This window comes from Mesorhizobium sp. M8A.F.Ca.ET.218.01.1.1 (genome assembly GCF_004791165.1).
Classification (GTDB): Bacteria; Pseudomonadota; Alphaproteobacteria; order Rhizobiales; family Rhizobiaceae; genus Mesorhizobium.
On sequence record NZ_SRUZ01000010.1, the window covers coordinates 62,529 to 88,954 of the forward strand.

At 63.1% G+C, this 26,426-nt stretch carries 25 protein-coding genes and 1 tRNA gene; 8 read left to right on the top strand and 18 right to left on the bottom strand.

The features are described 5' to 3' along the window. The first annotated feature begins 134 nt into the window (after positions 1–134). Positions 135–494, top strand: a complete 360-nt coding sequence (locus EN861_RS29620; protein WP_127276908.1) for a hypothetical protein — start codon at positions 135–137, stop codon at positions 492–494. A gap of 202 nt (positions 495–696) precedes the next feature. Here the strand turns inward: EN861_RS29620 and EN861_RS29625 are convergent, their stop codons facing one another. Beyond that, entirely contained in the window at positions 697–1,407 is a 711-nt protein-coding gene (locus tag EN861_RS29625) for an SIMPL domain-containing protein (protein WP_127276910.1), read from the bottom strand. Between the two features lie 134 nt (positions 1,408–1,541). On the opposite strand from EN861_RS29625, the gene EN861_RS29630 reads away from it, so the two are divergent. Further along, positions 1,542–1,617 (top strand) — tRNA-Ile (locus tag EN861_RS29630). A 179-nt stretch (positions 1,618–1,796) separates the two neighbouring features. Here EN861_RS29630 and atzF read toward each other — a convergent pair. Genes atzF through EN861_RS29670 form a run of 8 tightly spaced genes read right to left on the bottom strand, consistent with a single transcriptional unit; the run spans position 1,797 to position 10,091 of the window. Then, positions 1,797–3,617, bottom strand: a complete 1,821-nt coding sequence (atzF, locus tag EN861_RS29635) for an allophanate hydrolase (RefSeq protein WP_135867293.1) — start codon at positions 3,615–3,617, stop codon at positions 1,797–1,799. Next, positions 3,614–3,964: a cupin domain-containing protein gene (locus EN861_RS29640; RefSeq protein WP_127870081.1), complete on the bottom strand. Its 351-nt coding sequence runs from the start codon at positions 3,962–3,964 to the stop codon at positions 3,614–3,616. The genes atzF and EN861_RS29640 overlap by 4 nt, the downstream gene beginning before the upstream one ends. Next, positions 3,957–4,625, bottom strand: coding sequence for a cysteine hydrolase (locus EN861_RS29645; RefSeq protein ID WP_127870082.1), 669 nt, complete (start codon positions 4,623–4,625; stop codon positions 3,957–3,959). The genes EN861_RS29640 and EN861_RS29645 overlap by 8 nt, the downstream gene beginning before the upstream one ends. After that, positions 4,625–6,154 (bottom strand): ABC transporter ATP-binding protein, encoded by a 1,530-nt coding sequence (locus EN861_RS29650; RefSeq protein ID WP_135867294.1) that lies wholly within the window; start codon positions 6,152–6,154, stop codon positions 4,625–4,627. Before EN861_RS29650 ends, EN861_RS29645 begins: the two co-directional genes overlap by 1 nt. Before the next feature lie 10 nt (positions 6,155–6,164). Beyond that, on the bottom strand, positions 6,165–6,866 hold the full coding sequence (locus EN861_RS29655; protein WP_127870084.1) for an isochorismatase family cysteine hydrolase: 702 nt from the start codon (positions 6,864–6,866) through the stop codon (positions 6,165–6,167). A 31-nt stretch (positions 6,867–6,897) separates the two neighbouring features. Then, positions 6,898–7,824: an ABC transporter permease gene (locus EN861_RS29660; RefSeq protein WP_127278475.1), complete on the bottom strand. Its 927-nt coding sequence runs from the start codon at positions 7,822–7,824 to the stop codon at positions 6,898–6,900. Continuing rightward, positions 7,824–8,948 (bottom strand): ABC transporter permease, encoded by a 1,125-nt coding sequence (locus tag EN861_RS29665; RefSeq protein ID WP_135867295.1) that lies wholly within the window; start codon positions 8,946–8,948, stop codon positions 7,824–7,826. Before EN861_RS29665 ends, EN861_RS29660 begins: the two co-directional genes overlap by 1 nt. Before the next feature lie 15 nt (positions 8,949–8,963). Then, positions 8,964–10,091, bottom strand: a complete 1,128-nt coding sequence (locus EN861_RS29670) for a BMP family ABC transporter substrate-binding protein (RefSeq protein WP_127278477.1) — start codon at positions 10,089–10,091, stop codon at positions 8,964–8,966. A 335-nt stretch (positions 10,092–10,426) separates the two neighbouring features. Here EN861_RS29670 and EN861_RS29675 point away from each other — a divergent pair, with 335 nt between their 5' ends. Continuing rightward, the gene (locus tag EN861_RS29675) at positions 10,427–11,098 is read left to right on the top strand and encodes a GntR family transcriptional regulator (RefSeq protein WP_127278478.1); all 672 of its coding nucleotides are present in this window, start codon (positions 10,427–10,429) and stop codon (positions 11,096–11,098) included. A gap of 75 nt (positions 11,099–11,173) precedes the next feature. Here EN861_RS29675 and EN861_RS29680 read toward each other — a convergent pair whose 3' ends face one another. From EN861_RS29680 to EN861_RS29720, 9 genes are all read right to left on the bottom strand, one after another. Then, complete coding sequence (locus EN861_RS29680; RefSeq protein ID WP_127278479.1) at positions 11,174–12,085, bottom strand: ABC transporter permease; 912 nt, start codon at positions 12,083–12,085, stop codon at positions 11,174–11,176. Further along, positions 12,082–13,182 (bottom strand): ABC transporter permease, encoded by a 1,101-nt coding sequence (locus EN861_RS29685; RefSeq protein ID WP_135867296.1) that lies wholly within the window; start codon positions 13,180–13,182, stop codon positions 12,082–12,084. The genes EN861_RS29680 and EN861_RS29685 overlap by 4 nt, the downstream gene beginning before the upstream one ends. Further along, complete coding sequence (locus EN861_RS29690; protein WP_135867297.1) at positions 13,179–14,702, bottom strand: ABC transporter ATP-binding protein; 1,524 nt, start codon at positions 14,700–14,702, stop codon at positions 13,179–13,181. Before EN861_RS29690 ends, EN861_RS29685 begins: the two co-directional genes overlap by 4 nt. Before the next feature lie 2 nt (positions 14,703–14,704). Then, entirely contained in the window at positions 14,705–15,799 is a 1,095-nt protein-coding gene (locus tag EN861_RS29695) for a BMP family ABC transporter substrate-binding protein (protein ID WP_189343778.1), read from the bottom strand. 39 nt (positions 15,800–15,838) lie between these two features. Further along, positions 15,839–17,218, bottom strand: a complete 1,380-nt coding sequence (locus EN861_RS29700; RefSeq protein WP_135867299.1) for an amidohydrolase — start codon at positions 17,216–17,218, stop codon at positions 15,839–15,841. Position 17,219: 1 nt separating this feature from the next. After that, positions 17,220–17,879, bottom strand: a complete 660-nt coding sequence (locus EN861_RS29705) for a glutathione S-transferase family protein (RefSeq protein ID WP_135867300.1) — start codon at positions 17,877–17,879, stop codon at positions 17,220–17,222. After that, positions 17,876–18,721, bottom strand: coding sequence for an aromatic ring-hydroxylating dioxygenase subunit alpha (locus EN861_RS29710; RefSeq protein ID WP_135867301.1), 846 nt, complete (start codon positions 18,719–18,721; stop codon positions 17,876–17,878). Before EN861_RS29710 ends, EN861_RS29705 begins: the two co-directional genes overlap by 4 nt. Next, entirely contained in the window at positions 18,718–19,368 is a 651-nt protein-coding gene (locus EN861_RS29715; protein WP_135867302.1) for a Rieske (2Fe-2S) protein, read from the bottom strand. The genes EN861_RS29710 and EN861_RS29715 overlap by 4 nt, the downstream gene beginning before the upstream one ends. A 157-nt stretch (positions 19,369–19,525) precedes the next feature. After that, positions 19,526–19,759: an acylphosphatase gene (locus EN861_RS29720; RefSeq protein WP_127276597.1), complete on the bottom strand. Its 234-nt coding sequence runs from the start codon at positions 19,757–19,759 to the stop codon at positions 19,526–19,528. Between the two features lie 910 nt (positions 19,760–20,669). On the opposite strand from EN861_RS29720, the gene EN861_RS29730 reads away from it, so the two are divergent. The 5 genes from EN861_RS29730 to EN861_RS29750 all read left to right on the top strand — a co-directional run bounded on the left by EN861_RS29730 (position 20,670) and on the right by EN861_RS29750 (position 26,377). Next, a complete protein-coding gene (locus EN861_RS29730; protein WP_135867303.1) occupies positions 20,670–21,596 on the top strand; it encodes a transcriptional regulator in 927 nt (308 codons plus the stop codon). 104 nt (positions 21,597–21,700) lie between these two features. Further along, positions 21,701–23,206 carry an alpha-N-arabinofuranosidase gene (locus tag EN861_RS29735; RefSeq protein WP_127870095.1) on the top strand — a complete coding sequence of 502 codons (1,506 nt, stop codon included), beginning with the start codon at positions 21,701–21,703 and terminating at the stop codon, positions 23,204–23,206. Between the two features lie 114 nt (positions 23,207–23,320). Further along, a complete protein-coding gene (locus EN861_RS29740; RefSeq protein ID WP_135867304.1) occupies positions 23,321–24,595 on the top strand; it encodes an extracellular solute-binding protein in 1,275 nt (424 codons plus the stop codon). A 58-nt stretch (positions 24,596–24,653) separates the two neighbouring features. Further along, a complete protein-coding gene (locus tag EN861_RS29745) occupies positions 24,654–25,538 on the top strand; it encodes a sugar ABC transporter permease (RefSeq protein ID WP_135867305.1) in 885 nt (294 codons plus the stop codon). Further along, positions 25,535–26,377 carry a carbohydrate ABC transporter permease gene (locus EN861_RS29750; protein ID WP_127276611.1) on the top strand — a complete coding sequence of 281 codons (843 nt, stop codon included), beginning with the start codon at positions 25,535–25,537 and terminating at the stop codon, positions 26,375–26,377. Before EN861_RS29745 ends, EN861_RS29750 begins: the two co-directional genes overlap by 4 nt. The last annotated feature ends 49 nt before the right edge of the window (positions 26,378–26,426 follow it).

A 26,426-nucleotide genomic window follows, 5' to 3' on the forward strand; every position in this document is an offset into this window, starting at 1 on the left:
GGGGCTTTGCCCCGCCGGCGCCAGATGAACCGCAGATGAACGGGCAGTTCGTAAACAGTTCAGGCAGGCCAGTGCATTCTCCCGCCATCGGTTTCACGAGGACGGGCGCAAGCCCGCAACAAGGAGAGAGAACCATGTACACCACCATCAAGACGGCAGCGCTTTCGGCTCTGGTCGGCCTCGGCGCGCTGACGGCCATCCCCGCCCATGCCGACAGCCTCTATCTCGGCTTCGGCAACAACCAGGATCCGCGCTTCGGCGTCTATGCCGGCGACGACGGCTATCGGCATCGCCGCGACGACTGGCGCCGCGACGGCTGGCGCCGCGGCTGCTCGCCGGATCGCGCCCTCGACAAGGCCGAGCGCATGGGCCTCTACCGAGCCCGCATCGTCGATGCCAACCGTCGCGTGGTCAAGGTGATGGGCCGTCAGGACGGCGACCGTGTCGTCATCGTGTTCGCCAACGAGCGCGGTTGCCCGGTCATCTATCGCTGAGGCTTAGGCCTGGAGGCTGATCTTCTGCGAAGACCAGCCTGGAGACACGACCTTCCATGAAGGTCGGTCTGGACTAGCGGAGCCCCTGTCCCATTGGGCGGATGCGGCTCGAAAAAACCCCGCGGGAGCGATCCCGCGGGGTTTTTCATGCGGGCCAAGGGACGGACGATGGCCGGCAGGACCGGCCATCCACTCAACCCGGTTACTTCAGTTCGAAGGTAACGGTGACCTGGACATTGTAGGCGTTCTCGCCGGCCTGCACCGGCGCTGCCCCGGCCGCGGCGTCGAAGGCTTTGGCGTTGATCGGCATCGGCGCCGGCCTGATGTTCTGATCCGTGATCTCGAGCACCCGGCCGAGGCTGACGCCGGCCGCCTCGGCCAGCGTCCTGGCCTTGGCCGTGGCGTCGGCGACAGCCTTCTTGCGCGCCTCGGTGACGGTGGCCGCCGGATTGTCATTGGTGAAGGCGATGCCGCCGCCCTGGTTGACGCCGAGCGACACCGCCTTGTCGAGGACCTCGCCTGTCTTGTCGACGTCGCGCACGCGCACCGAAAGCGTATTGGTCACCTGATAGGCGATGAGTTCGGCCTCCTGGCTGCCGTCGGGCTTGTTGGTGTAGTTGTAGCGGGGGTTGATCTGGATGCCCGCGGTCTGCAGGTCGCGATCCTTGATGCCTGCGGCCTTCATCGCGGCGATCACGGCGGCCATGGCGTCATTGTTGGCGTCGAGCGCGGCGCGCGCCGTCTTGGCTTCGCGCATGACGCTGAGCGTCAGGATCGCCAGATCGGGAGCCACGGTTGCTTCGCCCTCGCCGGACACGATGATGCGGGGCGGCGTCGGCAGGTCGGTGGCTCCAGCCATCGCCGGAAAGGCGATTGCAGCGGCGAGCGCGAGGGGCAAAAGATGTTTGGTCATGAAAATCTCCTTGGTCTGCGATCAGGTCGCAAGGGTCGCGTAGAGCGCGATTATGGGTTGATTTGGGCGATCTGCGAAAGCCCGCCGGTAAAGCCTTGTGCGGCGATGCGAAAAACATTAATCCAGCCCGCGTGGGGCCTGTAGCTCAATGGTTAGAGCCGGCGGCTCATAACCGCTTGGTTGGGGGTTCGAGTCCCTCCGGGCCCACCAAAAGTCTCATTCAAGTAGTTGATTTTGATAGATATTTCAGAGGCGGCCCACAACGTGGACTCGAACCCCTCTTTCTGACCAGAACTACCCCGGCGATTTTCCTTGCGATCTCGGAATCGCTTGGTCATTAAGTTCACCTTCGCCGTTTCCTGAAGCAGACATCGTCGGAGACTGCGTTTCTAGGTCGCGAGAATGTTGGCCCTTTCTTGGTCGCGTCTTACAAAACTGCGCCACCCGCCATAGGCGGAGATATCGGCGGCGTCAGTCAGGCCGGCGGTTTCCACCAAAAACCCCTTGGCTGCGCTGCCATCCTCGAGTTCGATCGTTCCTACGCCCAGCGGTGGGGGGATGGCGGCGACGAATCGTCCGAACGCCTCCGGACCCAGCCGCCAGACCTCGACGTCTATTCGCATTCCATCCCTGGAGACCCGGACAAGGCCCGGCTTGGGCACGGATTGGCCGGCAAGCGCGTAGAGCCGGTAGGCAGGTGTGGTTTTCGTTACTCTCGAGAATTGGGCGCCTAGGTCCCTTAGCTGACCGTTGAGCGGCATCCCCGACAGATGCGCGCCGACCACCACCAGATCAATCGTCTGGTCTTGTGCAACGTTGCCAGGCAAGGCACTCCCCGGCTGCGCCCAGCCGGTCGCGCCGAGCGGAAGAGCGCTCATGGCATGAACGTCGCGCGCGAGCGACGCCGTGAGCCAATCCCTGCCCACCATACCCAGCAGGGTCACGCTCATCGGCAGCCCATCGTCGCGCTTGCCGGTCGGCACGGCGATGCCGCACATATCGAGCAGATTGACGAAATTTGTATAGGTACCGAGCCGACTGTTGGTGGTGATCGGATCGGCAAGCACCGCCTGGAGAGCGTAATGCGTTGGTGCCGTCGGCACACAGAACAGGTCGACAGAGGCGATGATCGGGGCGAGCTTGGCCTTGTAGGCCTGAAGCGCATAGAGGCCGTTGAAGGCATCGGCCGCTGACAGGCCGCGCGCGCCGCCAATGATTTTGCGCGTTACCGGATGCATTGCGGCTTCGTTGGCGTCCATGAAGTCGCGGATCGCCGCGTAGCGTTCGGCAACCCAGGCTCCTTCATAGAGAAGATTTGCGGTGGCGTAGAAATCGGCGAACGGAATTTCGACCAGCCGGCAACCAAGCTTTTCCAGCAAGCCAAGCGCCGCCTCAAAGCCCGTCTGCATCGATGCGTCGCCGAAGAATTTCAAATCCGCCTTCTGCGGCAGGCCGACCGTCAGCACGGGTGGGCGAGCGGCAAGCGCCGGCACCTTGATGGCGCGCGAATAGGCATCGGCCGGGTCCTTGGCCGCCGCCACGCCGTACACTGCGTAGGCATCGTCTACGGTGAGCGCGAATACTGAGATGCAGTCGAGCGTACGGCAGGCTGGCACAACGCCGGCGGCCGAAAGCGCGCCGACTGTCGGCTTCAGCCCGACGATGTTGTTGAGACCGGCGGGGATGCGGCCGGACCCGGCGGTGTCGGTGCCAAGCGCGAAGGAGACGATGCCGCGCGCCGTCGCAACGGCGGATCCCGAAGAGGAGCCGCCGGGCACCAGGCTGGCATCGACAGCGTTCCTCGGGATCGGATAGGGCGTGCGCACGCCGACAAGACCGGTGGCGAATTGGTCGAGATTGGTCTTGCCCACCACCAGCGCGCCGGCGGCCTTCAGCCGCGCCACCACCGTGGCATCCTTGTCGGGCGTATAGGCATATTCGGCGCAGGCCGCCGTGGTCGGCATGCCGGCAACATCGATGTTGTCCTTGACGGCGAACGGCACGCCCCACAGCGGCTTGGCCACCGGATCGAACGGCCCGAGCTGTTTCGCCTGCGCCAGCATCTCTGCCTTGCCGGCGAGATGAATGAAGATGCCGGGATCGTGCGCCGCCTCGATGCGGGCGTGAACTGTATCGACCATGTCAGCAACGCTGACGCCGGCCGCATAGGCCGCGTGCAGGCCGCCGATGTCGAAGCGGATCTCGTTCATGTGGCCTCTCCCAGAATGATGACGGGCAGGTCCCACTGGATCAGCACGACGCAGCCGTCCTTGGTCCACACCGAATGCTCGGTCCCGACCGGGTTCAGGATGACGCTTCCCGTGGGATAGTCGCCATTCTCGTCGCTCTGCGTACCCTCGAGCACGACGATGGTTTCAAGCCCGACATGGCGGTGGCGCGGTACGCCGGCGCCGGGCCGGTAGTCGAGGATCGCCACCGACGGCTCGACCGGTCCGCCCTTGAGCAGCCAGTGCACCGTGATGCCTTCGCGAAAAGGCTCGAATGCCAGCTCGCGCCAGCCGCCACCGACGAGGCCGGCAAAACTCAGATTAGCCATCGGCAAGTCCTTGCAGCACCTGGTCGGTCGTCGCCGTCCAGCCGACAATGGCGCCTTGCGCCCGGATCATGGCGATGGCCGCCGCCTTGAACTCGGGAAAATAGCTTTCCGTCGCATCTTCGGCGAGCAGGCACTCATAGCCGCGATCATTGGCCTCGCGCATCGTCGTCTGGACGCAGACTTCGGTGGTGACGCCGGCGAAAACCAGTTGCCGCGCGCCGAGCCGCTTCAGTTCCTCATCAAAACTGGTCGCGTAGAAGGCGCCTTTGCCCGGCTTCTCGATGACGACCTCGCCGGGCAGCGGCGCCAGCTCGTCGAGGATCGCCGTTCCCGGCTCGCCAACGATCAGCACGCGGCCCATCGGCCCGACATCGCCGATGCGGATCGACGGATTGCCGCGGTCGCGCTTGGCAGGCGGCAGGTCGGAGAGGTCAGCCCTGTGGCACTCCATGGTGTGGATCACCGGCAGGCCGGCGGCGCGGAACCCCTCGATCAGTCTCTTCACCGTCGGCACGATCGCGGTGACCCGGCTGACATCGTTGCCGAGGCTGGCGCCGAAGCCGCCCGGCTCGGCGAAATCGCGCTGCATGTCGATGACCACCAGCGCCATCGTGTCGGACTTGAATGCAAATGCAAACGGCTGCGCATCGATTTCAGCCATCAATGATGTCCCGCCATATGTTCGCCGATGGTCTGCACGCTCGCCTGCGCGATCGGCGTTTCGTAGACCAGCGCGCCGTCCGACATGACGAAGATGCGGTCCGACAGTTCCAGCAGTTCGTCGAGGTCCTCCGACATCAGCAGCACGGCGGCCCCGGCATTGCGCGCCTTCATGATACGGGCGCGGATCTCGGCCACCGCCGAGAAGTCGAGGCCGAAGCATGGGTTGGAGACGATCAGCAGATCGACCCCGCCGGTCAGTTCGCGCGCCAGCACCGCGCGCTGCACATTGCCGCCTGACAGCGAGGCGATGGGCGACGACAGCGATGCGGTCTTGACCTTGAACTGTTCGACTAGCCTGGCGCTGAAAGCACGGATCGCACTGGCATTGATCCAGCTCACCGGTCTGCCATTGCCGTCCATGTCGAAGGTGCGAAAGGAGATGTTCTCGGCCACGGTCATTTTCGGCGCGCAAGCATTCTTCAGCGGCTCCTCGGGAATGAGCCGGACATTGAGCGCGCGCGCCTCGGCCCGCGTCGCTGCGTAGGTGGCGCCGCGCACCAGCACCTCGCCGGCCTCGCGCGGACGCTGACCGGCCAGCACTTCCAGAAATTCCTTCTGGCCGTTGCCGGAAATACCGGCGATGCCGACGATCTCGCCCGATCGCACACCGAGATCCTCGATACGGATCGACTTCAGCCCGGTGCGGTCAGGCGCCTTCAGCGATCTGACCTTCAGCACGATCTCGGCATCCGGCTTCGGCGCCGCACGGCTGTCGAGGGCGGCGATCGGCTGGTCGCCGATCATCATCGCGGCCATCGCCTTATGGTCCAGGTCGGCGACGCGGCCGGTTCCCGTCAGCTTGCCCTTGCGCAGCACGCTGACATCGTCGGCGAAGGCGGTCACCTCATGGAATTTGTGCGAGATCATCAGCACGGTGAGGTCGCCGGCTTTCGTCATGTCGCGCACAAGCCCCAGCACCTCTTGCGCCTCGCCGGGCGTCAGCACCGAGGTTGGCTCGTCCAGCACCAGGAAGGAGCGGCCAAGATAAAGCTGCTTGATGATTTCGAGCTTCTGCTTTTCGCCAGCAGCAAGCTCCGCCACCTTGACGTCGAGCGGCAGCTTGAACGGCATGCGCTCCATGAACACGGCAAGGTCGCTGCGCTCCTTGCGCCAGTCGATGATGCCAGGAACCTTCTCGCGCGAGATGACGAGGTTTTCCGCCCCTGTCAGCGATGGCACTAGGGTGAAATGCTGGTAGACCATGCCGAGCCCAAGCGCCGAAGCGTCGCGCGGACTGGCGATTGCCACCTCGCGGCCGTCGACCAGCATGTCGCCTGATGTCGGGTGATAAAATCCCATCATGCATTTGACCAGCGTCGACTTGCCGGCGCCATTCTCGCCAAGCAGCGCGTGAAAGGAACCTGCCGGCACTTTCACCGACACGGCGTCCAGCGCGGTGAAGCCGCCGAAGCGCATGGTCATGCCGATGGTTTCGACGCCGACGGCTTTTCGGACGCTGTCGCTCATCGCGGCCTCCTCATGGCAACTGAGCCACGAGCGCCGTCGAATTCGACACCGTGCCGAAGACGCCGCCTTGCATCTTGATCATCTTGATCGCCGCCAGATGGTTGCCGTGGTCGGTCGCCCCGCAGCAATCCTCCAGCATCATGCATTCATAGCCGCGGTCATTGGCCTCGCGCATTGTGGTGTGCACGCAGACATCCGTGGTGATGCCGGTCAGTACGATGTTCTCGATGCGGCGCTGGTTGAGGATCAGCTCCAGGTCGGTGGCGCAGAACGAGCCTTTGCCAGGCTTGTCGATGATCGGCTCGCCCTCGATCGGGTAGAGGTCGGGGATGATGTCCCAGCCCGGCTCGCCGCGCACCAGGATGCGCCCGCACGGGCCGGCATCGCCGATACCGGCATTGATGCGGCGCGAACGCCAGCGCTTGTTGGCCGGCAGGTCGGCGAGATCGGGCCGGTGCCCCTCGCGCGTGTGGATGATGGTATACCCCTTGGCCCGCATCGCCGACAGCACCGCCTTGATCGGTTCGATCGGCGCCCGCACCAGCGATAAATCGTAACCCATATGGTCGACATAGCCGCCTGGCCCGCAGAAATCGGTTTGCATGTCGATGATGATCAGCGCCGTGTTGTCGGGCCGCAGGTCACCATTGTAGGGCCACGGATAGGGCTCGGCATCGATGGTGTGCTGGGCAATCTCGGCTCTGGCGTTCATAGGCAAAACTCCAGTCATTTGGTGCCAAGTCTCATTTGGTGATCGACAATTCGCCTGGCGCGCCGGCAAGCGTTCGTGTCGGCGAGGAGGTGACGATCATGATGATGAGGGTGAGGATGTAGGGAGCGGCGTAAAACAGGTAGTAGCCTTGCGTGACGCCGACCGATTGCAGCGCCGGGCCGAGCGCGCCGGCTCCGCCGAACAAAAGGGCCGCGGCAAAGCAGCCGAGCGGGTTCCAGCGCGCGAAGATGACCAGCGCCACCGCCATCAGGCCCTGGCCTGACGAGATGCGCTCGGTCCAACTGCCGGGATAGTATAGCGATAGGTAGGCGCCGCCGATGCCGGCCAGCGCGCCGCCGACGCCGGTGGCGAGCAGCCGCACCGTGTCGGGGTTGAGGCCCATGGCGCGTGCTGCATCGGAACTGTCACCGACGACACGCACTATGAGGCCGGCGCGCGTGTTGCGGAACGCCCACCACAGTATGACGGAAAGCACCGCGCCGATCAGGAATAGCACGTTGACGTCGAGCGCCGCCTGCACCTGCGGGATATCGGACCAACCGCCGAACGGAATGGCCGGCAGGTTGGGCGCCTTCGGCTTGATGAACGGCTTGCCGAAGAAGAAGGCGAGGCCCGAGCCGAACAGCATCAGCGCGATGCCGATGGCAATGTCGTTGACCCCACGAAATTTGCAGATCCAGCCATGGAACAGGCCGAAAAACAGGCCGGCGAAAGCTGCGGCAAGCAGGCCGAGCCACGGCGAGTTGGTCATCACCGCGACCGCATAGGCGGTCATGGCGCCGAAGACGAGCGTGCCTTCCAGCCCCAGATTGATGCGGCCGGAACGCTCGGTGATCGCCTCGCCCAGCGAGACGAAGATGAAGGGCGTCGACACGCGGATGGCGCCGCCCAGAATGGCCAGCGGCACGCCCCAGAGGCCGATCTCGGTCGCGTCCATCAGGAGGCCCTTTTCCAGAGGTCGGGATTGAAGGCCTTGAAGCGGCCGTAAAAGGTTTCGCTGAACAGGATGACGATGAAGATCATGCCTTGCAGCACCAGCACCGTGGCGTCGGGCAGGTCCATGCGGCGCTGGATCAACCCGCCTGAGGCGTCGATGCCGCCAAGCAGGATGGCGACCGGAATGATGGCCAGCGGGTTGTGGCGGGCGAGGAAGGCGACGAGGATGCCGGTGTAACCATAGCCGGCGGCGAGCGAGGCATTGGCGCTGCCTTGCACGGCGGCGACCTCCAGCATGCCGGCAAGCCCGGCGAAGCCGCCCGCCAGTGCCGTGAAGCCGACGATGAGCGGTCCGACGGCCAGCCCCTGCACCTGTGCCGCGCGCACATTACCGCCGGCGATGCGCGCGGCAAAACCCCAGCGGGTCTTTTCGATGAGCACCCAGGAGAGAACGCAGGCGACCACGCCAACGACCAGCCCCCAATGCACGTCCATGCCCGGAATGTTGCCGATGCGGTAGATGTCCGCCAGCGGCTGGGTTGAAGGTTTGTTGAGCGAGGCCGGGTCGCGCAGCGGCCTTTCCACCAACTGGTTCATCAGCGCGATGGCGATGTAGGCCATCAGCAGGCTGGAGATGGTTTCGTTGACTGCCCGGTAGTGGCGCAGCGCGCCGACGGCACCGATCCAGATGCCGCCGGCGGCCATGCCCGCCACGCCCATGGCAAGAATGACGATTGACGATGGCGAGCCGCTGAGCGCCACGCCGATGGCAGCAGCACCAACGCCGCCCAGCACGATGGCGCCCTCACCGCCGATGACGACGAGGCCAAGCCGCGCCGGGAGTGCCACGCAGAGCGCCGCCAGAAGCAGCGGTGCGGCCCGCGACAGCGAGTTCTGGATCGAGAACCAGGAGCCGAAGCCGCCCCGCCACATGGTCTCGTAGAGCAGGATCGGCGACTTGCCGACCAGTGCGATGAACAGGCTGAACAGCGCCATGCCGACGACAAGTGCTGCGAGCGGAATGACGAAGGCTTCCGCCCGCCGCGCGATCCATTCCAGCACCGGAGGATATCCCCTGGCGCCGAAGAGTGCCGGCATGCCGGCCCCTGTCACCGTGTCCACCATCGTCCCACCCCCAGATCAGGCGGTCGAGCCGACGACGCCCTCGACCAGATAGTCCATGCTTTCGAGCTCGATCGCTGTCTCCGGGAAAGCCTGCCCCGCTGTGGCGACGACGGCGCCCTTGTTGCTCTTCAGCGGCCCCTTGATGACGGCGAAGCCGCCCTTCATCATTTCAGCCAGGGTGGCGTCGAACTGCTTGCGGCCTGCTTCGCCGACGGCGGGCCCTAGCGGGCTCATCTTGACGAAGCCGTCGGCAAGGCCGCCACGCGTGAAGTTGGGCAGCGGCGTGCCGGCGACGAGATCGTCGACGAACATCTTGTAGACCTTGGCCCAGTTCCACTCGGCGCCGGTGAGATACTTTTCGGGCGCCAGCGGGCTCTGGTTGGCATGGTAGCCGCAGACGAAAGCGCCGCGCCCGGCGGCGGTTTCGACCACCACTTTCGGGCTGTCGACATGGCAAGTGATGACGTCGGCGCCTTGGTCGACCAGCGCATTGGTGGCTTCTGCTTCCTTAACCGCCAGAGACCACTCGCCGGTGAAGATGACCTGGCAAGTGATGGTCGGATCGACCGAGCGCGCGCCGAGCAGGAAGGAGTTGATGTTGAGCAGCACCTGCGGAATGGGCTTGGCCGCGACGAAGCCGAGCTTCTTGGTCTTTGAGGTGTGGCCGGCGACAACGCCGTTGAGATACTGGCCCATGCCGATATAGCCGAAATAGGAGCCGGCATTCATCGGGTGCTTCGCCTTGTCCCACATGCCGCCGCAATGGCGGAACTGCACGTTGGGGAATTTCGCGCACATGGCCAGCATGTGGGGGTCGAAGTAGCCGAAAGAGGTCGGGAAGATCAGCGAGGCGCCGTCGAGATTGATCATCGATTCCATCGTCTTCTGGACGTCGACCGTCTCCGGTACGTTCTCCTCCTCCACGACAGTTATGCCCTCGATGGCCTTCAGCGTCGCCGCACCTTCGGCATGCGCCTGGTTGTAACCATAGTCATCCTTCGGCCCGACATAGATGAAGCCGACGGTGGCGCTGGCGGCAAAGGCCCTGCTGACGGGAAAGGCCGCGGACGCAAGCCCGAGTGCCGCTCCGGCGGCGGAGGTCTTGAGCAGCTGGCGGCGGCTAAGCAAGAATCGGTCGGTCATTTCTTATGCTCCCCTGTAGGACCTTTTCCGGGTCGGTTAACGCCTTCTCAAGAAAGTGCATGCAATTGCTATGCCAATCCAGAAATTAAAATTTACCCAATAAAATCAGTAATAATATCTTTTGGCATTGCACAATCGAAAGGCAACTGCATGCACTTTTTGCCTTGAAATCAGACAATTTGACAGGAAGATTAAAACATAGGCATACAGGGTACGACTGAGTCGGAAGCGGACTTTCGTTCGGCCGGTTCATGGTCTGGAAATGAAAACGGAGGCTTGGAGGAGGCGTGTCGGGAAAGCGCAGCTTGGTCCGATTGGGAACGACCGTTGATCAGATGGTGAGGGCCATCGGCGACCGCATCGTCACCGGCGTACTGCGCCCTGGTGAAAAGCTCGACGAAACCTCGCTTGCCGCCCGCTTCGAGGTGTCGCGCACCCCTGTGCGCGAGGCGCTCGGACAGCTAAGCGCCATGGGTCTGGTTGAAAGGCGACCGAACAGAGGCGCCATCGTCGCCGTCGTCACCCAGGAATATCTCACCTCGATGTTCGAAAGCATGGCTGAACTTGAAGGCATATGTGCGCGCTTCTGCGCCGAGCGCATGACCGTCAGCGAGCGCCGCGCGCTCGAGGCCGAGCACGAGGCCTCGGCACGGCTGGTGCGGCTGGGCGCCGAGGAAGACTATGAATATTTCAACACCGAGTTTCACAGCCGGCTCTATCGCGGCGCTCACAGCACGCACATCTATGAGCTGACAGCGACGACGCGCAGCCGTCTTGCCCCTTTCCGGCGTGCCCAGTTCAGGTTGGCCGGACGCCTTGCCAAATCCTGGCAGGAGCATGACGCCATAGTCACCGCGATCCTGCGTGGCGACAGTGCCGCTGCGGGGGCGGCCGCAAAGGACCATGTCGCAATCGTCAGCGTGGCAAGCGCAGTTTTTGCCGTCGGTGAGCAGCCAAGTGGCCCAAGAGCAGCAACGCCATTCGCCGCCACCTTATCAGGCAAATGACCTGAGCTTCTGAGGCTCATCCACTTTCGAGTATGTTGGCCCCTGAGGCCTGCTCACAAGCGGCATTGGAATTGCTCAGTGTTCGAAAGGCTCTCCCAGCGAAGCCACGCCGTTGAGCTTGAGCAGGCGCCGGTTCGAGGAAATGACGCCCAGCACGACGATTGTCACGAGATAAGGCAGGCTCGACAGAAGTTGCGAGGAAATGTCGAGCCCGGTCGCCTGGGCCGCGAGGCTTGCGAGGGAGACGGCGCCGAAGAGGCAGGCGCCGAGGAAGATACGGCTGGTGAGCCAAGTGCCGAAGACCACGAGCGCGATCGCGATCCAGCCGCGCCCGGCGATCATGCCGTCGGCCCAGAGCGGCGTGTAGACCACGGCCGCGTAGGCACCGGCGAAACCCGCAAACGCGCCGCCGAAAGCGACAGCGGCGAAGCGCACGGCAATCACCGGATAGCCCAGCGCATGGGCCGCCTTGGGATTCTCGCCGACGGCGCGCACGACAAGGCCGGTCTTGGTGTAGGCGAATATCGCCCAGATGGCGACGGTCACGGCCAGCGAGAGCCACACGATGACGTCCTGAGCGAAGAGGCCGCCGATGACCGGGATATCTGAAAGCCAGGGCAATGAAAGCTTCGGCAGGCCTTTGACCGTAAGGCTCTCATAGCTCTTGCCGAACAATGCCGAGAGGCCCTGGCCGAGTATGCCTATAGCGAGTCCCACCGCGACCTGGTTGGCGCGGAACCCCAGCGCGATGATGGCAAAGACAAGGGAAAGAGCCGCGCTGGCGAGGCCCGCGGCGAGGAAACCCAGGAGGTGACCGCCGCCGTGATAGACGATGATGAAGGCGACGACCGCTCCCATGGCCATCATTCCCTCCACGCCGAGATTGAGGACGCCGGCCCGCTCGGCCACCATTTCGCCCAGCGCGGCCAAAAGGAACGGCGTGGCCGCCGCCAGCATTCCGGCGACGATGAACTCGAGGGCATTCATGGAGTGCTTCCGTGAGCGGCATGGCGCCATTCGAGCCGGTAGCGGACGAAGGCCATGGCGACGAGATAGGCGAGCAGCAGGCTACCCTGGAAGACCCGGACAGCGGCGATCGGCAGATTTGCCGAGACCATGGCGTTGTCGCCGCCGATATAGAGGGCCGCCATGAGCAGCGCGGAAAAAACGATGCCTATCGGGTGAAGGCCACCGAGATAGGCCACGATGATGGCGGCGTAGCCGTAGCCGGTCGAGATGGAGCGCTGCAACTGGCCGAGCGGCCCGGCCACCTCGGCAGCCCCGGCGAGGCCAGCCGCTAAGCCACCGATGAGGAGCGAAAGCCAGATCGCGCGTCCTTCGTTGAAGCCGGCGTATCCGGCCGCGCGCGGCGCAAGGCCGCCGACCTGCAGCTTGTAGCCGGCGAAACTCCTTTGCATGAAGACCCAGGCCGCGAGGGAGAACGCGAAGGCGATAAGCAGCGAGACGTTGACGCGGGTGCCGGGGATCAGGATCGGTACCATCGCGTCGTACTGGAACATCACCGACTGCGGGAAGTTGAAGCCGGCCGGGTCCTTCCAGGGGCCAAGAAGCAGATAGTTGAGAAGTTGCGCCGCAACGAGCGCCAGCATGAGCGACACGAGAATCTCGTTTGCGTTGAGCCGCACGCGCCAGAACGCCGTGAGCGAGGCCCAAAGCGCGCCGCCCAGCGCGCCGAGGACGAGCATGGCGGGCCAGATCCACTGACCTGTTGCCTGCGGGAGCCAAATGGGAATGGCCGACGCGAAGATCGCGCCGAGGATGAACTGGCCCTCGGCGCCGATGTTGAAGATCTTTGCGCGAAAGCCGATGGCAAGCCCCTGCGCGATCAGCAGCAGCGGCCCCATCTTGAGCAGGACTTCCGAGAATGAGGCCCAGGAGAGGAAGGGCTCCAGAAGCATCGCATGGAAGACGGCGCCCGGGTCGCGGCCCATCAGCAGGTAAAGCCCGAGATTGAGCAGCGTCGCCAGACCGAGCGCGGCGGGCGGGGCGACCAGCTTGATTGCTGGCGAGGCGTGTTCACGTCGAATCAGCACGGGAAGGGAGGGTCGGAACGAAGCGCTCATGCGGGGATCTTTTCGGCCGTCGAATGCGCGCCGATCATGTAACGGCCGATCTCCTCGGGCCTGGTGTCGCGCGTCACTAGCGGCGCGCTCAGCCGACCCTGATGGATCACCTGGATCGCATCGCAAAGCTCGAACAGTTCCTCCAGTTCCTCCGAGATGACCAGAATGGCCATGCCTTCGTTGCGCAGGGCGACAAGGCGCTGGCGGATGGCGGATGCCGCGCCGACGTCCACTCCCCAGGTGGGCTGCGCCACAAACAGCAATTTAGGGGACAGCATAATCTCGCGGCCCACGATGAATTTCTGGAGATTGCCTCCCGAAAGCGCCCCCGCCTCGGCCTCGGGACCCGGTGTACGCACGTCGTACTGCCGCACGCAGTCTTCTGTGAAGGCCTTCGCACGGGCCGTGTCGACGAGGCCGCGTTTCAAGAGGCCGGAGGGATGTGCGGTCAGCAGGCTGTTGAGGACGAGCGACATTTCGGGCACCGCGCCACGGCCCAGCCGTTCCTCCGGAACGAAGGCGAAGCCCAGCCGCCGGCGGGCAGCCGCATCGAGCGCGCCGACATCCTTTCCCATGATGAAGATACGCTGTGACTGTTCGCGCGGCAGCATCGTCTCGCCCGAGATCAGCGCGGCGAGTTCGCTCTGCCCGTTACCCGAGATGCCGGCGATGCCGAGGATCTCGCCCGCCCGGAGCGTCAGGCTGACATCGGAAAGCGCCGCGGCGAAGGGATCGTCGGGTCGATGGTCGAGGCCGACGATTTCAAGGCGCTTTTCCCCGCCGGAATGTGCGACTGCCGGCATGGGCTGCGGCATGTCGCGGCCGATCATCATGCGGGCGAGGTCGTGCGCGTCGTGGTCGCGGGGATCCACATTGCCGGTGATGCGACCGCCGCGCAGGATGGTCGCGCGGTCGCAGACCGCACGGATTTCCTCCAGCTTGTGCGAGATGAAAAGGATGGACACGCCGCCGTCGCGCAGCCGCCGCAATGTCTCGAAAAGCTTCTCCACCGATTGCGGCGGCAGGACGGAGGTCGGTTCGTCGAGGATCAGGAGCTGCGGTTCGGTCATCAGGCAGCGGATGATTTCCACCCGCTGCCGCTCTCCAACCGAGAGCGCGTGCACATGGGCGAGCGGATCGACTTCCAGGCCGAAGTCGCGGCCGAGCTTGCAGATGCCTTGCGCAAGGTCCGATTTCCTCCCGGGCACGACCAGCCGGACGTTCTCCACCACCGTCAGCGTCTCGAACAACGAGAAATGCTGGAAGACCATGCCGATCCCCTTGCGCCTCGCATCCGCCGGGGACGCGAGCGCCAGGGGGTCTCCTTTCCAGGTCGCTGTTCCGGCGTCCGGCTGCTCGACGCCGTATATGAGCTTCATCAGCGTCGATTTGCCCGCACCGTTCTCTCCGAGGATCGCGTGGATAGAGCGCGGAGCCACGTCCAGATCGATGTCCCGATTGGCATGGATCTGGCCGTAGCTCTTGGAGATGCCGCGCAGCGACAGGAGCGGGGCGGTCATGGTTACTTGGGCAGCGGCGTGGTGACACCCTTGACGTGCCAGTCCATGGCGACGATCTCGGCCACGGCCATAGTCTTGCCGGCGGGGACGCCTTCGCTGCCGTCGGCCTTGGCGATCGGACCGGCAAAGGGCGAGAAGCTGCCGTCGGCGATCTTGGCTTCGACTTCCTTGATCTTGGTCATGATGTCTGCTGGGATGCCCGGGTTCCAGTCGACGACCTCGACGACCTTGTCGCCGACCCCCAGGAAGGCGCTGGCGCCCTTGAAGGTACCAGCAAAGTGGGCGTCGACCGAGGCTTTGAAGAAGGGCGACCAATCGGTCGCCACGCAGCCGAGATAGGTCTTGGGCGCGTATTTCTTCATTGACGAGTTGAGGTTGAAGGCGGGGATGCCTGCCTCTTCGCAAGCCGCGACGACGGAAGGCGTGTCCTGCGCGTTGGAGAAGATGACGTCGCATTTCTGCGCCAGCAGCGCCTTGGCGGCTTCCTGCTCCTTGGCCGGGTCGAACCAGGAATTCACCCATACGACGGAAACCTCGACATCGGGCTTCACAGCCTGCGCACCCAGCGTGAACGCGTTGATGGAGGTTATCAGCTCGGGGATGGCGAAGGCCGACACCGAGCCGAGCTTGCCCGTCTTCGAAAGCGAGGCCGCCGCCATGCCCATCAGATAGGTGCCCTGGGAATATTGTGCCGCGAAGGGTGAGAAGTTTGGCGCCACCTCGAAACCGGACGCGTGCAGCACGGTGACATCGGGATTGCGGCGCGCGATCTGCAGGGCGCCGTTCTGATAGCCGAAGGAGCCGGCGATGAGGACCTTGTTCCCGTCCGCGACCGCCTTGTTCATGATGCGGTCGGCGTCGGGGCCTTCCTGAATGTTTTCGAGGATGGTGACCTTCACCTTGTCGCCATAGGCGGCCTTGACCGGCTCGAGCCCGTCGGCCAGCGCACGGCCCCAGCCGACGTCGCCGACCGGCGAGGGGACCACCAGCACGATGCCCAGCGGTCCGTCGGCGGCGAGCACGCGGCTGCCCACCGCGGCGACGAGCCCGGTAGCGGCGGCGCCCTTCATCAAGGTTCTGCGGGTAAGATTTGTCAGCATGTCGGTTCCCCTTGCTTTTGGTTTTGGTTTTGGTTGCTAGAATTCCACGGTGGCGAGCGCCGCCTCGGCTTGCGCGAACAGCCTTGCCTCGTCGAGCCCGGGGAATTCTCCCTTGGCCCAGACGATGCAGCCGTTGATCATCGTCATGTCGGTCGGCGTGCCGATGCCCACCTTGGCCAGCAGGCTCAGTGGATCATGCCGCGTGCCGACATAGTCCATGCGCCGCGTGTCGATGGCGAACAGGTCGGCGGCCATGCCGGGCGACAGCCTGCCGATATCGCCGCGCCCGAGCAGCGCCGCGCCACCTGTCGTCGCATAGCCGAGGAAATCGACCGGCGGCGGAACCGGGTGGTCGCGTGTCGACGCCGCAAGGCATTGCAGCATGTAGGCTGAATGGATGCAGTGCATCAGGTTGGAATTGTCATTCGAGGCGGCGCCGTCGCAACCCAGTCCTACACTCAGCCCGAGGGCCGACATCGCCGGTATGTCGGTGATTTCGGCGCCGACGAGATAGACCGGCTCCGGGCAGTGCGCCACGCCGGTGCCGATAGCGGCCATCTTGCGCAGTTCGTCGTGGGTCAGTTCCCAGCAATGGGCATAGAAGGCATCCGTCCCGGAGAAACCGATCTCGGCGCAATAATCCACCGTGCGCAGGCCGTGGCGGGCTTGCATGACCAGACTTTCGCCTTCGCCGACATGGGTGTGCATGCGCACCTTGCGGTCGCGCGCCAGCGCTACCGATTCCACGAATGTCTCGCGATAGCAGTTGACCGGCTGGCAGGGCGCGACCACGACCTGACGCATGCTGAACTTACCGTCATCATGGTAGGTGTCGATCAGCCGGGCGCAGTCGGCGATGAACTCGTCCGTCGTTTCCAGCATGGCGTCGGGGATGGTCGAGCCTTCCGATTTCGGCAGCGTGTTGCCGCCACGTCCGGCATGGAAGCGCATGCCGAGCAGTTCGGCCGCCTCGAACTGTCGGTCGATCAGCCTTTTGCCGGCATGCCGCGGAAAGCAGTATTGATGATCGAATGCCGTCGTGCAGCCGTGCTTTATCAATTCCGCCATGGCCGTGACCGATGAGTGATAGAAGCACTCCTCGGTCAGCCGTGAGAAGATGGGATAGATGCGGTCGAGCCATTCGATGACCGACAGCTTCGTCCAGTCCAGATCGGCGCGGTTGCGCACGAAGCACTGAAAGAAGTGGTGATGGGTGTTGACGAGGCCGGGATAGACGAACCAACCGGCGGCGTCCTGCGTGACGGTCCCCACAGGCAACACACCCTTATCCAGGGCTTCGCCGATGGCCCGTACAGCCGGGCCGTCGGTCAACACATCGACGTTGCGGCGGACGCGCGGACCGTCGCCATCGTCCACGATGACCGCGGCACAGTTCTTCAACAGATAACCCGCCATTTCAGGCCTCGCCTACTTCTGGGACGGGCTCGGGTTTGAGCTCATGCAGCCGGTGGATGCCAGGCATCTCGATGAAGCCGTCGAGACCGCGGATGGCCCGCGACCATAGACGGATCGTGGGATAAGGATCGAGCGAGACCTCGCCGTCCGGCGCCAGCGCCACATAGGGGAAACAGGCGATGTCCGCGACCGTCGGCCGGTCCGATGCGAGGAAGCGCTGGCCGCGGATACTCTGTTCTACGAGACCAGCTTCCAATTCCCGCAGGGCTGCCGTCCCCTGTCCCTTAAGGGCATCGATGTTGCCCGGGCGCAGCAGCATCTCGTGCAGGCGCGCCGCCCCCAGGCTTGCTGTCAGTCGATGCGAGAACGAAAGCCATTGTTGGACACGCGCCGCTTGCACGGCCGTATCGTTGCCCAGCCATTGCGGTGCCGCCTTTGTAGCGAGGTAGACAAGCATGGCCGAGGATTCGGTCAGGACGAGGTCGCCGTCCTCAAGGATCGGGATCGAACCCGCCGGGTTGAGCGCCATGAGTTCCGGACCGCGATGCTCGGCACCGGGATGGAAGTCGACGGGCCGGATGCTGAGCTTCACCCCTGCCAGCGCCGCCATCAGGCGCACCTTGTAACAGCTCGGCGACAGCACGTAGTCGTAGAGCTTCATTGCGCCACCAGTTGCGCGCCGTAGGTGTAGCCATGGCGCTTCAGCCAGCGCCGGTAGGCAACCGAAGTCAGGTCGGCTCGCGTGGGAATCTCCATGCCGGGGTCGAGCGGCAGCAACCTCGGGATCTGGTTTTCGAGGATCGACCGGTCCTGGACGAAGATCGTCTGCTGGAAATGGATCAGGTCCGTCATCGGCGTCTCGTCGTCGAACAGCGCCATCCAGGGCCACACGTCACACAGGTCTTCGGCAAGCGGCTGCACGAACAGCGTAATGACGTCCCATTCGCCGGGATGCGGCGGGCAGGTCTTGTAGAGGATCGAGCATGTCGGCGCGGGCACGCGATACATGTACTCCGTCGTTATGCCGCCCTCCGCCGACTTCGCGGCCTGCGGCTGGTAGAACTTCACCTGGGTAGCCCAAACCTCGTCTTCGTCCTCGCGGATTTCGACCTTGTAGTTCTGGACCTCCGTGTGCGGTTCGGAGCCCAATATGTCGGTGTGGACGAATGGAAAATGCGCAATGTCCAGGAAGTTCTCCACCGCGCGCAATGGCGAACAGCGCACGCGAACCACGCCGACATCGACGAGCCGGCGGCCAGGCTGATCGGCCTCGGGGATCGCAAACAGCGGCTTTTTCGGATCGCCGAGCGATGACCAGACATGGCCATAGCGGATGCAGGTTGGGAGGACACGTCCGTTGCCGCCTGTGACCTTGGCGGTTCCGTCTTCGCCGCATCTCACCTCGATGGGCTCGCCCATCAGGGCCGTGCCGCGCCCATGCGCGTCGAGCTGGCTCGCAAGGCCGACCGGATACCATTCGTCGATCATCGCGTTGCGGGTCATTGGACGGCCCCACCGCTCCGAATTCTCTCGGCCGCCCGCCGCAGCGTTTCGGCGGCCCTCGACGCGGCGATCCGTTCGGTCGGATTGGCGTCCTCGCCCACCAGAACATGCATAAGCGTCCGGGCTTCACCATCGGGCGCAAGCAGCAGCCGAAGCGTCAGGCCATCGTTGCTATGGTCGAGCAGGCCTCCCGCGGCCTTCGCGCCCGCGGCCGCCTCCAGCGCCGCGACGTTCGCTTCCACCATCATGGAACGCAGCGGGGCAACGCCGTCGAGCCGCGGCGGAGGGGCAGCGGCTTCGCCGGCGGAAATCCAGATGACACCGTCGCCATCCTCGACATGCTGCGTTGCAACGCGAATCGTGTCCGGCGGAGTCAGCGCCGGATGAGCGGGAATGCGCAGGCAATTTCCCTCCTGAGCATAGCCCCAGCCGTGATAGATGCAGGACAGGGTCTCACCGCGTACAAAGCCGTGGGAAAGGCGCATGCCGCGATGGGGGCATCTGTCCGCAAACGCCGATGCTCGGCCCGAACGGCTTCGCCAAAGCGCAACCGGCCCAGCCGGGGACTGCGCGGGCATTACGGTTCCCGCCGGCAAGTCCGCGGAGAGGGCAACAGGTATCCATGAGCCGGTCGGATAAGGCGGCATACATCAACTTTCAAACAACACCAGCATCTTCCTGAGCGCAGCTTCGCGGTCAAGCATATGCTAATAGGCGGGTCACGTTTGCACAACATTTCCTCACGGGCAATAATGCCCAAAAAAGGTGCATGCACCTTGGCAGGCAGAAGCCGCAGGCCGGAAACTAGCCCGATTCGCTCTCGATCGGCGCCCGATGGATGGCCTCGACCCAGACATCGATTGGTCCAAGCGAGCATCCCATCTCCATCATGTCGATGAGTTCGGCCGGGCCGACAATGTCGAGTTCGATGCGATCGGGACCGGCAACGCATATGGCCTGCGCGAGCCCGAGCTTGGCGGCATGACGCTCGATCCACGGCAGGAAGGATGCCGCCTCCACATCGCCGAGGATCGTCATGCGCTCCCGCCAGGGGAATCGATATTGCTCGCTCACAGAAAACCTCGGCAATGAAACAGATATCTATCTATCTGCATTGTGCTCAATCGCTGATGCATCTAACCAAGCGCCATGAGAAGGTCGAGTGTGGGCTTGTGACCCCTCAGTCGTCTATGACGTCCGCAAAATCCCTGGTCAACATGCGTCCATCGACACTTTGTGAGACAAGACAGACTTACCGCTTGCATTAAAACTAGTCCTGCTGCCCGACCTTGGGTTCGCCAGACCATACGAGAGAATACGAAGGGAATGGGTTGGCGAACCATCCTCTAACATATTGATTTTCCGTGGAAAACGACGCCCCTCCGGGCCCACCATCGTCGTTATTTATCAATGCTTTATGGCCATTTTCTTCCTCGTGTTAGCCAAGTGGGAGGCGGCGAGCCTCCGCGCATCACTTTGATTTTGTTGCCTTACGGTGGGCTGCTGAGGGCTAAGGGCGTCAAGGGATTGACATATCGAGTGCGCGCTGTGCGCGCTTCATCCAACCCCGCTCAAACATGGGACTGGGAAAGTCCTGATCGGCTGAGCATGAGGACCTAGCGCTCATCCTGATCAGACCGACGGATCCGCGCTCAATGATCTCTGTCGGCAAGACGAGCCGTTCTGGGGCGCGCATTTCACCTTTCAAACGGCGCATGAGAAGTTCCGCGACGCTTTTGCCAAGTGCATGGGCATGCTGACGGCCAGGCATTCCCCCGGACTGGTCAACGCAGGCAACGCGCCGCCGTTGTGGCCGTGCTAGTCAACTACTGAATGACGAAGTCGTTACGAAAGATATGCCAGCCAGGAGGTTCAATTCATAACGCCACCGTCTTTATTTGTATCTGATCTGCTGATACATAACCCCGTGTGACGACTGCGGGGCCATATGTCGAATGAAATCATGGTTGTCGATCCGCTTGAGCGGCTTGACTTGTTGAAGAGCCTCGCGAGCGAGGTCCGGGTCCGGATTCTCGATCTGCTGCACCGCAAGGGGCCGAAAAACGTCAATCAAGTGGCCGAAGATCTGGGTCTTCCGCAATCAACGATTTCCGCAAACATCCAGGTTCTTGTCGATGTCGGTTTGATCGAGACGAAATCACAGAAGGCGCGCAAGGGAAGCCAGAAGGTTTGCTATTCGACCTTCTCCGAGTTGGTTGTCGTCTTTAAGGACCGCCCGCCGGCGCAGGATCTCGGCGTCATAGAAGTGGCGATGCCGCTTGGACTCTATACGAGATGCGAAGTTTCCGCTCCCTGCGGCCTGTGTTCAAAAGACGGCGTCATCGGACTTCTCGATGTGCCCGACACCTTCCTCGATCCTGACCGTATGCGGGCAGGGCTGCTGTGGTTCACGCGCGGCTTCGTCGAATACCAGTTTCCCAACAATGCGACGCTTGCCAATGCCAAAGTCGGCGGATTGGAACTAGCGATGGAGCTTTCGTCGGAGGTCCCGGGCACATCGAAGGATTGGCCATCGGACATCACGGTAGCGATCAACGGACACGAGATAGATACCTGGACGGCCCCAGCCGACTATGGCGACAAGCGCGGCAAGCATACGCCCGGCTGGTGGAAGCTGGCCGGATCGCAATATGGCGACCTCACACACTGGCGCGTCACGAACAACGGCACCTATCGCAACAACAACAAGGTTTCCAAATGCTCGCTGGCTGATCTGGAGCTTGAGCGGCACCGCTCGATCCGGATACGAATCGGCGTGAAGGAAGATGCGCGTCACCCCGGCGGCATAAACATCTTCGGTAGCGGCTTCGGCAATTACAGCAACGACATCGTTCTGCGCCTGCTGAAGGCTTGAGAGCGTATTAGGCCCTTGACGGGCGAACGAACTCCGCCCTTAACTGACCCGCGACCCGGATACGGACCGGAAAGTCGGATTGATAATCCGCAGTGGGAGGGATCATGAAGGCCAGAGTCACGGCGAACGCGGCCTATGCCGTCGCGGATATCGACAAACGTCTTTACGGCTCGTTCCTCGAGCATCTTGGTCGGGCGGTCTATACGGGCATCTACGAGCCCGGACATCCGCAAGCGGACGCAGAGGGGATGCGCAAGGACGTGATCGAGTTGGTGCGTGCGCTCGACACGCCGATCTGCCGTTACCCGGGCGGCAACTTCGTGTCCGCCTACAATTGGGAAGACGGCATAGGCCCAAAGGAGAACCGCCCGCGGCGGCTGGATCTTGCCTGGCGCACCACGGAGCCGAACCTGGTTGGAATCCACGAATTCGCCGACTGGGCCGAAAAGGCCGGCACCGAGATGATGCTTGCGGTCAATCTCGGTTCCCGCGGCCTCGACGAGGCGCGGGCGTTCGTTGAATACGTCAACCACCCGAGCGGCAGCTACTGGTCCGACCTCAGGGCCAAGAACGGACGCGCGCAGCCCTGGAACTGCCGCCTCTGGTGTCTCGGCAATGAAATGGACGGTCCCTGGCAGGTCGGCCACAAGTCGGCGGAAGAATACGGCCATCTGGCCAACGAGACGGCCAAGGCGTTGCGCGGCCTCGACCCAACGGTGGAACTGGTCGTCTGCGGCTCGTCGCATTCCAATATGCCGACCTATCCGCAGTGGGAAGCAACCGTGTTGGAAGCGACCTACGAGCAGGTCGACTACATCTCTCTCCACATGTATTTCGAAAACTACGAGAAGAATACGGCCGAATATCTCGCTCTTCCGGCGAAACTCGACCGCTACATTGGCACGGTCTCCGGCATCATCGACTACGTGAAGGCCAAGACCCGCTCGAAGCGGGAGGTGAAGATCTCCTTCGACGAGTGGAACGTCTGGTACCATCAGCGCAAGCGGGACGCCGAGCGTATGCGCGGCTGGGACTGGCCGGAAGCGCCCAGGCTTCTGGAAGACATCTACAATTTCGAGGACGTGCTGCAGGTCGGCTGCATCATCAACACCTTCATTCGACGGTCGGATATTGTTCGCATCGCCTGCATTGCGCAGCTGGTGAACGTAATCGCGCCGATCATGACCGATCCCGGCGGCAGCGCCTGGCGGCAGACGATCTACTGGCCTTTTATGCTGGCCTCCAAGCACGGCCGCGGCACCGCGCTGCAGCTCGCGGTCGAGGTGCCTACCTATGACGCGGCCGCTGCCGACAAGGTGCCATGGCTCGACATTGCGGGCGTGCATAATTCGAACGCCGGCACGCTGACCTTCTTCGCAATCAACCGGCATGGGTCCGAGACGATAGAGGCCGACGTCGCCCTAGAGCGGTTCGCCGCCAAGTCCATCGAGCATACGATCATCCGTCATGACGATCTCGAGGCCTGCAACACGAAGGACGCGCCGGACAACGTATCACCGGTCAAAGGCAATGGGGCAGCGCTCAGCGGCAAGGGAATGACGCTGAACTTGCCGCCGCACTCCTATTCGATGGTGCGCGTGACACTTTGAGTTAATATCCGAGTATCAGATATATACCGTAAAATCCGTTGCAGGCGAAGTGGTTTGGTGTAGCATTGAAACGTTCAAGGCGGATCTAACCGCCGTACTCGGGAGGAAGCTGAGATGAACTTTCGCAAGATGATGGCCCTAGCGGTGGTTGCGGCCGGAGGATTTTGGGCCGTCGCGGCCCAGGCCGAAGAAACCGTCGCATGGTGGGATTTCCTCGGCGGCGGTGACGGCGTGCGCATGAAGCAGATGATCTCCGACTTCAACGCCGCCCACGCCGGCAAGATCAAGATCGACGCCACGACGCTGGAGTGGGGCACGCCCTTCTACGCGAAGGTGCAGACCTCGGCCGCGGTCGGTGAGGCGCCTGACGTCATGACCTATCATGCCAGCCGCATCCCCTTGGCGGTGAGCCAGGACATTCTCGAAGAAATCACCGCCGACGATATGAGCAAGATGGGCCTCTCGGCCTCGGACTTCGCCCAGACGACGATGGGCGCCGTGACGGTCGACGGCAAGCAATACGCGGTGCCGCTCGATACCCATCCGATCGTCCTGTACTACAATCGCGTCCTCCTGAAGAAGGCAGGCGTGCTCGGCGACGACGGCCGTCCCGTGGGTATGAGAAACAAGGAGGAATTCACCGCGACACTGCAGAAGTTGAAGGATGCCGGCGTCGAGTTCCCGCTGGGCAGCGTCACCGCCGACGGCAACTTCATGTACCGCACCATTTATTCGCTGGTGTGCCAGCAAGGCGGCGAGCTTCTGACGGGCAACGAGTTCCTCGCCGGCGACAATCCTCAAAAGCTGGCGAAAGCGTTAGCGGTCCTGCAAGGGTGGACGAAAGCCGGGCTGCAGTCGACCTATACGGACTATCCCGCGACCGTCGCCCTGTTCACCTCGGGCAAGGCCGCGATGATGATCAACGGCGTCTGGGAAGTTCCCACGATGACCGACCTCGCCAAGCAAGGCAAGCTGTTCGACTGGGGCGCCGTCGAGATCCCGGTGATCTTCGACAAGCCATGCACCTATGCGGACAGCCATTCATTCGCAATCCCGAAGAACAAGGGCAAGGAAATCAGCCCGGAAAAGCGTGCTGCCGTTCTCGAGGTGATCTCCTGGATGGACAAGCACTCGCTGTTCTGGGCCACGGCAGGGCACATCCCGGCCTACAAGCCAGTCACCGAAACCGGTGAATACAAGGCAATGGAGCCCAATGCGACCTACTCGACGCTGACGGCCAACATGATCTTCGATCCGAAGTCGCCCAAGGCTGGTGTCGCCGGGCCGATCTTCGACATCATGTCAAATTATTTTGTGCCGACCCTCAATGGAGAGATGGACCCCGGCGAGGCGGTGAAATCCATCAAGGAAGAGTTGAACAGCATGTAGGGCTCAAGGCTGGGGCCGCCCCGCCCAGGGCGGCCCCAGCCGTGTTCGAGGAAGAGCCATGCTTCGCAACTCCCGCACTGAACGTCTTGTCGCGCTGGTGCTGGTCGCTCCCTTCCTGGCGATCTATCTGCTGGCGTTCGTCTATCCGACGGTCCAGATGTTCCGCATCTCCTTCACCCATGCGCCGCTGATCGGCGCTGGTCGATGGGTTGGTCTCGACAACTACCTGCGGCTCGACAACGACCCGATGTTCCGGCGCGCGCTCTGGAACACCGCTTATTTCGTGCTGATGACGGTCGTCCCAGGGACACTCATCGCCCTGTTGATCGCGCTAGGCGTGTCGCGGCTCAAGGGCCGCTTCCAGTCGATCGTGCTGGCGCTGTTCTTCCTGCCCTACATCCTGCCGGTGTCCGTCGTCTATCTGATCTGGGACTGGACGCTGAATTTCCAGTTCGGGATCGCGATGCATGTGCTGGACTGGCTCGGAATCCCGCGCGTGCCGGTCTTCAAGTCGCGCGTCTGGTTCTTGCCGGCTGTGGCCGGGGTGACGATCTGGTGGACCGCGGGCTTCTCGATCCTCCTCTTCCTCGCCGGACTGCGGTCCATACCAGCGGAGATCTACGAAGCCGCGGCGCTCGACAACTCGACGCGATGGACCACGTTCCGGCGCATCACCTGGCCGCTGCTGTGGCCGATCACCTCGCTGGTGTTCACCATCCAGCTCATCCTGCAGCTTAAGATCTTCGACCAAGTCTATCTGTTCTCGATCGGCGGCCGGCCGAACGACAATATGGTGCTCGTCTACTACGTCTTCCAGAAGGCCTTCCAGCAGAACCAGGGAGGCAGGGCGGCGGCCGTCGCCGTGACCCTCTTCGTGCTTGTGGTGGTCGTCTCGGTCCTGCAATTCCAACTGCTCCGGTTCGCCGAAAGGCGGCGCCGATGAACGCCGTGGCTGCGCAACGCTGGAACTTCTGGGGCGGGATCATCACCGCACTGACGCTCGTCTGGGCCATCCTATGGGCGTTCCCGCTCTACTGGGGTGTGATCTCATCGCTCAAACCGGACGACGAGGTCGTGCGGCCCTACATCGAACTCTGGCCCGAGACGCCGACGCTGGAGAACTACGTCAGCGCCCTGACCACCACGCAGATAGGCGCCTGGTACGTCAATTCAGTGGCGGTCGCGGTCGGCGTAACGGTCATCACCATCTTCATCTCGATGCTGTGCGGCTACGCAATCTCGCAGTTGCGGTTCCCGGGGCGGATCGCGCTTTGGTGGCTGATCCTTGCCTCCTTTATGGTGCCGACTTCGGCGCTGATCATCAATCACTTCGTGCTGGTCGCCAACCTCGGCCTGCTCAACAGCTGGGCCGGAATCATGTTGCCGCAGCTTATCCACCCCGTCATCATCATCGTGTACAAGCAGTTTTTCGATCAGGTCCCGAAGGACTTCCGCGAGGCCGCGGTCATGGACAATGCGTCCGAATTCGGGATCCTCTTCAAGATCTACATGCCTATGAACTGGGGGGTAACCACCGCGCTGTCGATCGTCTGCTTCATCTGGACGTGGAACGCGTTCTTGTGGCCGTTCCTCTCGGTGACCCGCACCGAGATGATGACCATCACGGTCGGCATTACGCAGGTCAACGACGCCTTCGGTGTCTACTACGCGCGCCAGCTGTCGGCAGCCGTACTGGCCGGCCTGCCGGTGGCACTGGCCTACCTCTTCTTCCAGCGCCGGGTGACCGAGGCTATAACGCTCTCGGCAGGTATCAAGGGCTAGAGCCCCGGCAGGTGCACCGCAATGCCGGAGGGCACGACCCGCTCGGCGG

Coding starts and splice junctions, on each gene's coding strand:
- EN861_RS29620 (WP_127276908.1), top strand. CDS start 135: ATGTACACCACCATCAAGACGGCAGCGCTTTCGGCTCTGGTCGGCCTC.
- EN861_RS29625 (WP_127276910.1), bottom strand. CDS start 1,407: ATGACCAAACATCTTTTGCCCCTCGCGCTCGCCGCTGCAATCGCCTTT.
- atzF (WP_135867293.1), bottom strand. CDS start 3,617: ATGAACGAGATCCGCTTCGACATCGGCGGCCTGCACGCGGCCTATGCG.
- EN861_RS29640 (WP_127870081.1), bottom strand. CDS start 3,964: ATGGCTAATCTGAGTTTTGCCGGCCTCGTCGGTGGCGGCTGGCGCGAG.
- EN861_RS29645 (WP_127870082.1), bottom strand. CDS start 4,625: ATGGCTGAAATCGATGCGCAGCCGTTTGCATTTGCATTCAAGTCCGAC.
- EN861_RS29650 (WP_135867294.1), bottom strand. CDS start 6,154: ATGAGCGACAGCGTCCGAAAAGCCGTCGGCGTCGAAACCATCGGCATG.
- EN861_RS29655 (WP_127870084.1), bottom strand. CDS start 6,866: ATGAACGCCAGAGCCGAGATTGCCCAGCACACCATCGATGCCGAGCCC.
- EN861_RS29660 (WP_127278475.1), bottom strand. CDS start 7,824: ATGGACGCGACCGAGATCGGCCTCTGGGGCGTGCCGCTGGCCATTCTG.
- EN861_RS29665 (WP_135867295.1), bottom strand. CDS start 8,948: ATGGTGGACACGGTGACAGGGGCCGGCATGCCGGCACTCTTCGGCGCC.
- EN861_RS29670 (WP_127278477.1), bottom strand. CDS start 10,091: ATGACCGACCGATTCTTGCTTAGCCGCCGCCAGCTGCTCAAGACCTCC.
- EN861_RS29675 (WP_127278478.1), top strand. CDS start 10,427: ATGGTGAGGGCCATCGGCGACCGCATCGTCACCGGCGTACTGCGCCCT.
- EN861_RS29680 (WP_127278479.1), bottom strand. CDS start 12,085: ATGAATGCCCTCGAGTTCATCGTCGCCGGAATGCTGGCGGCGGCCACG.
- EN861_RS29685 (WP_135867296.1), bottom strand. CDS start 13,182: ATGAGCGCTTCGTTCCGACCCTCCCTTCCCGTGCTGATTCGACGTGAA.
- EN861_RS29690 (WP_135867297.1), bottom strand. CDS start 14,702: ATGACCGCCCCGCTCCTGTCGCTGCGCGGCATCTCCAAGAGCTACGGC.
- EN861_RS29700 (WP_135867299.1), bottom strand. CDS start 17,218: ATGGCGGGTTATCTGTTGAAGAACTGTGCCGCGGTCATCGTGGACGAT.
- EN861_RS29705 (WP_135867300.1), bottom strand. CDS start 17,879: ATGAAGCTCTACGACTACGTGCTGTCGCCGAGCTGTTACAAGGTGCGC.
- EN861_RS29710 (WP_135867301.1), bottom strand. CDS start 18,721: ATGACCCGCAACGCGATGATCGACGAATGGTATCCGGTCGGCCTTGCG.
- EN861_RS29715 (WP_135867302.1), bottom strand. CDS start 19,368: ATGCCGCCTTATCCGACCGGCTCATGGATACCTGTTGCCCTCTCCGCG.
- EN861_RS29720 (WP_127276597.1), bottom strand. CDS start 19,759: ATGACGATCCTCGGCGATGTGGAGGCGGCATCCTTCCTGCCGTGGATC.
- EN861_RS29730 (WP_135867303.1), top strand. CDS start 20,670: ATGTCGAATGAAATCATGGTTGTCGATCCGCTTGAGCGGCTTGACTTG.
- EN861_RS29735 (WP_127870095.1), top strand. CDS start 21,701: ATGAAGGCCAGAGTCACGGCGAACGCGGCCTATGCCGTCGCGGATATC.
- EN861_RS29740 (WP_135867304.1), top strand. CDS start 23,321: ATGAACTTTCGCAAGATGATGGCCCTAGCGGTGGTTGCGGCCGGAGGA.
- EN861_RS29745 (WP_135867305.1), top strand. CDS start 24,654: ATGCTTCGCAACTCCCGCACTGAACGTCTTGTCGCGCTGGTGCTGGTC.
- EN861_RS29750 (WP_127276611.1), top strand. CDS start 25,535: ATGAACGCCGTGGCTGCGCAACGCTGGAACTTCTGGGGCGGGATCATC.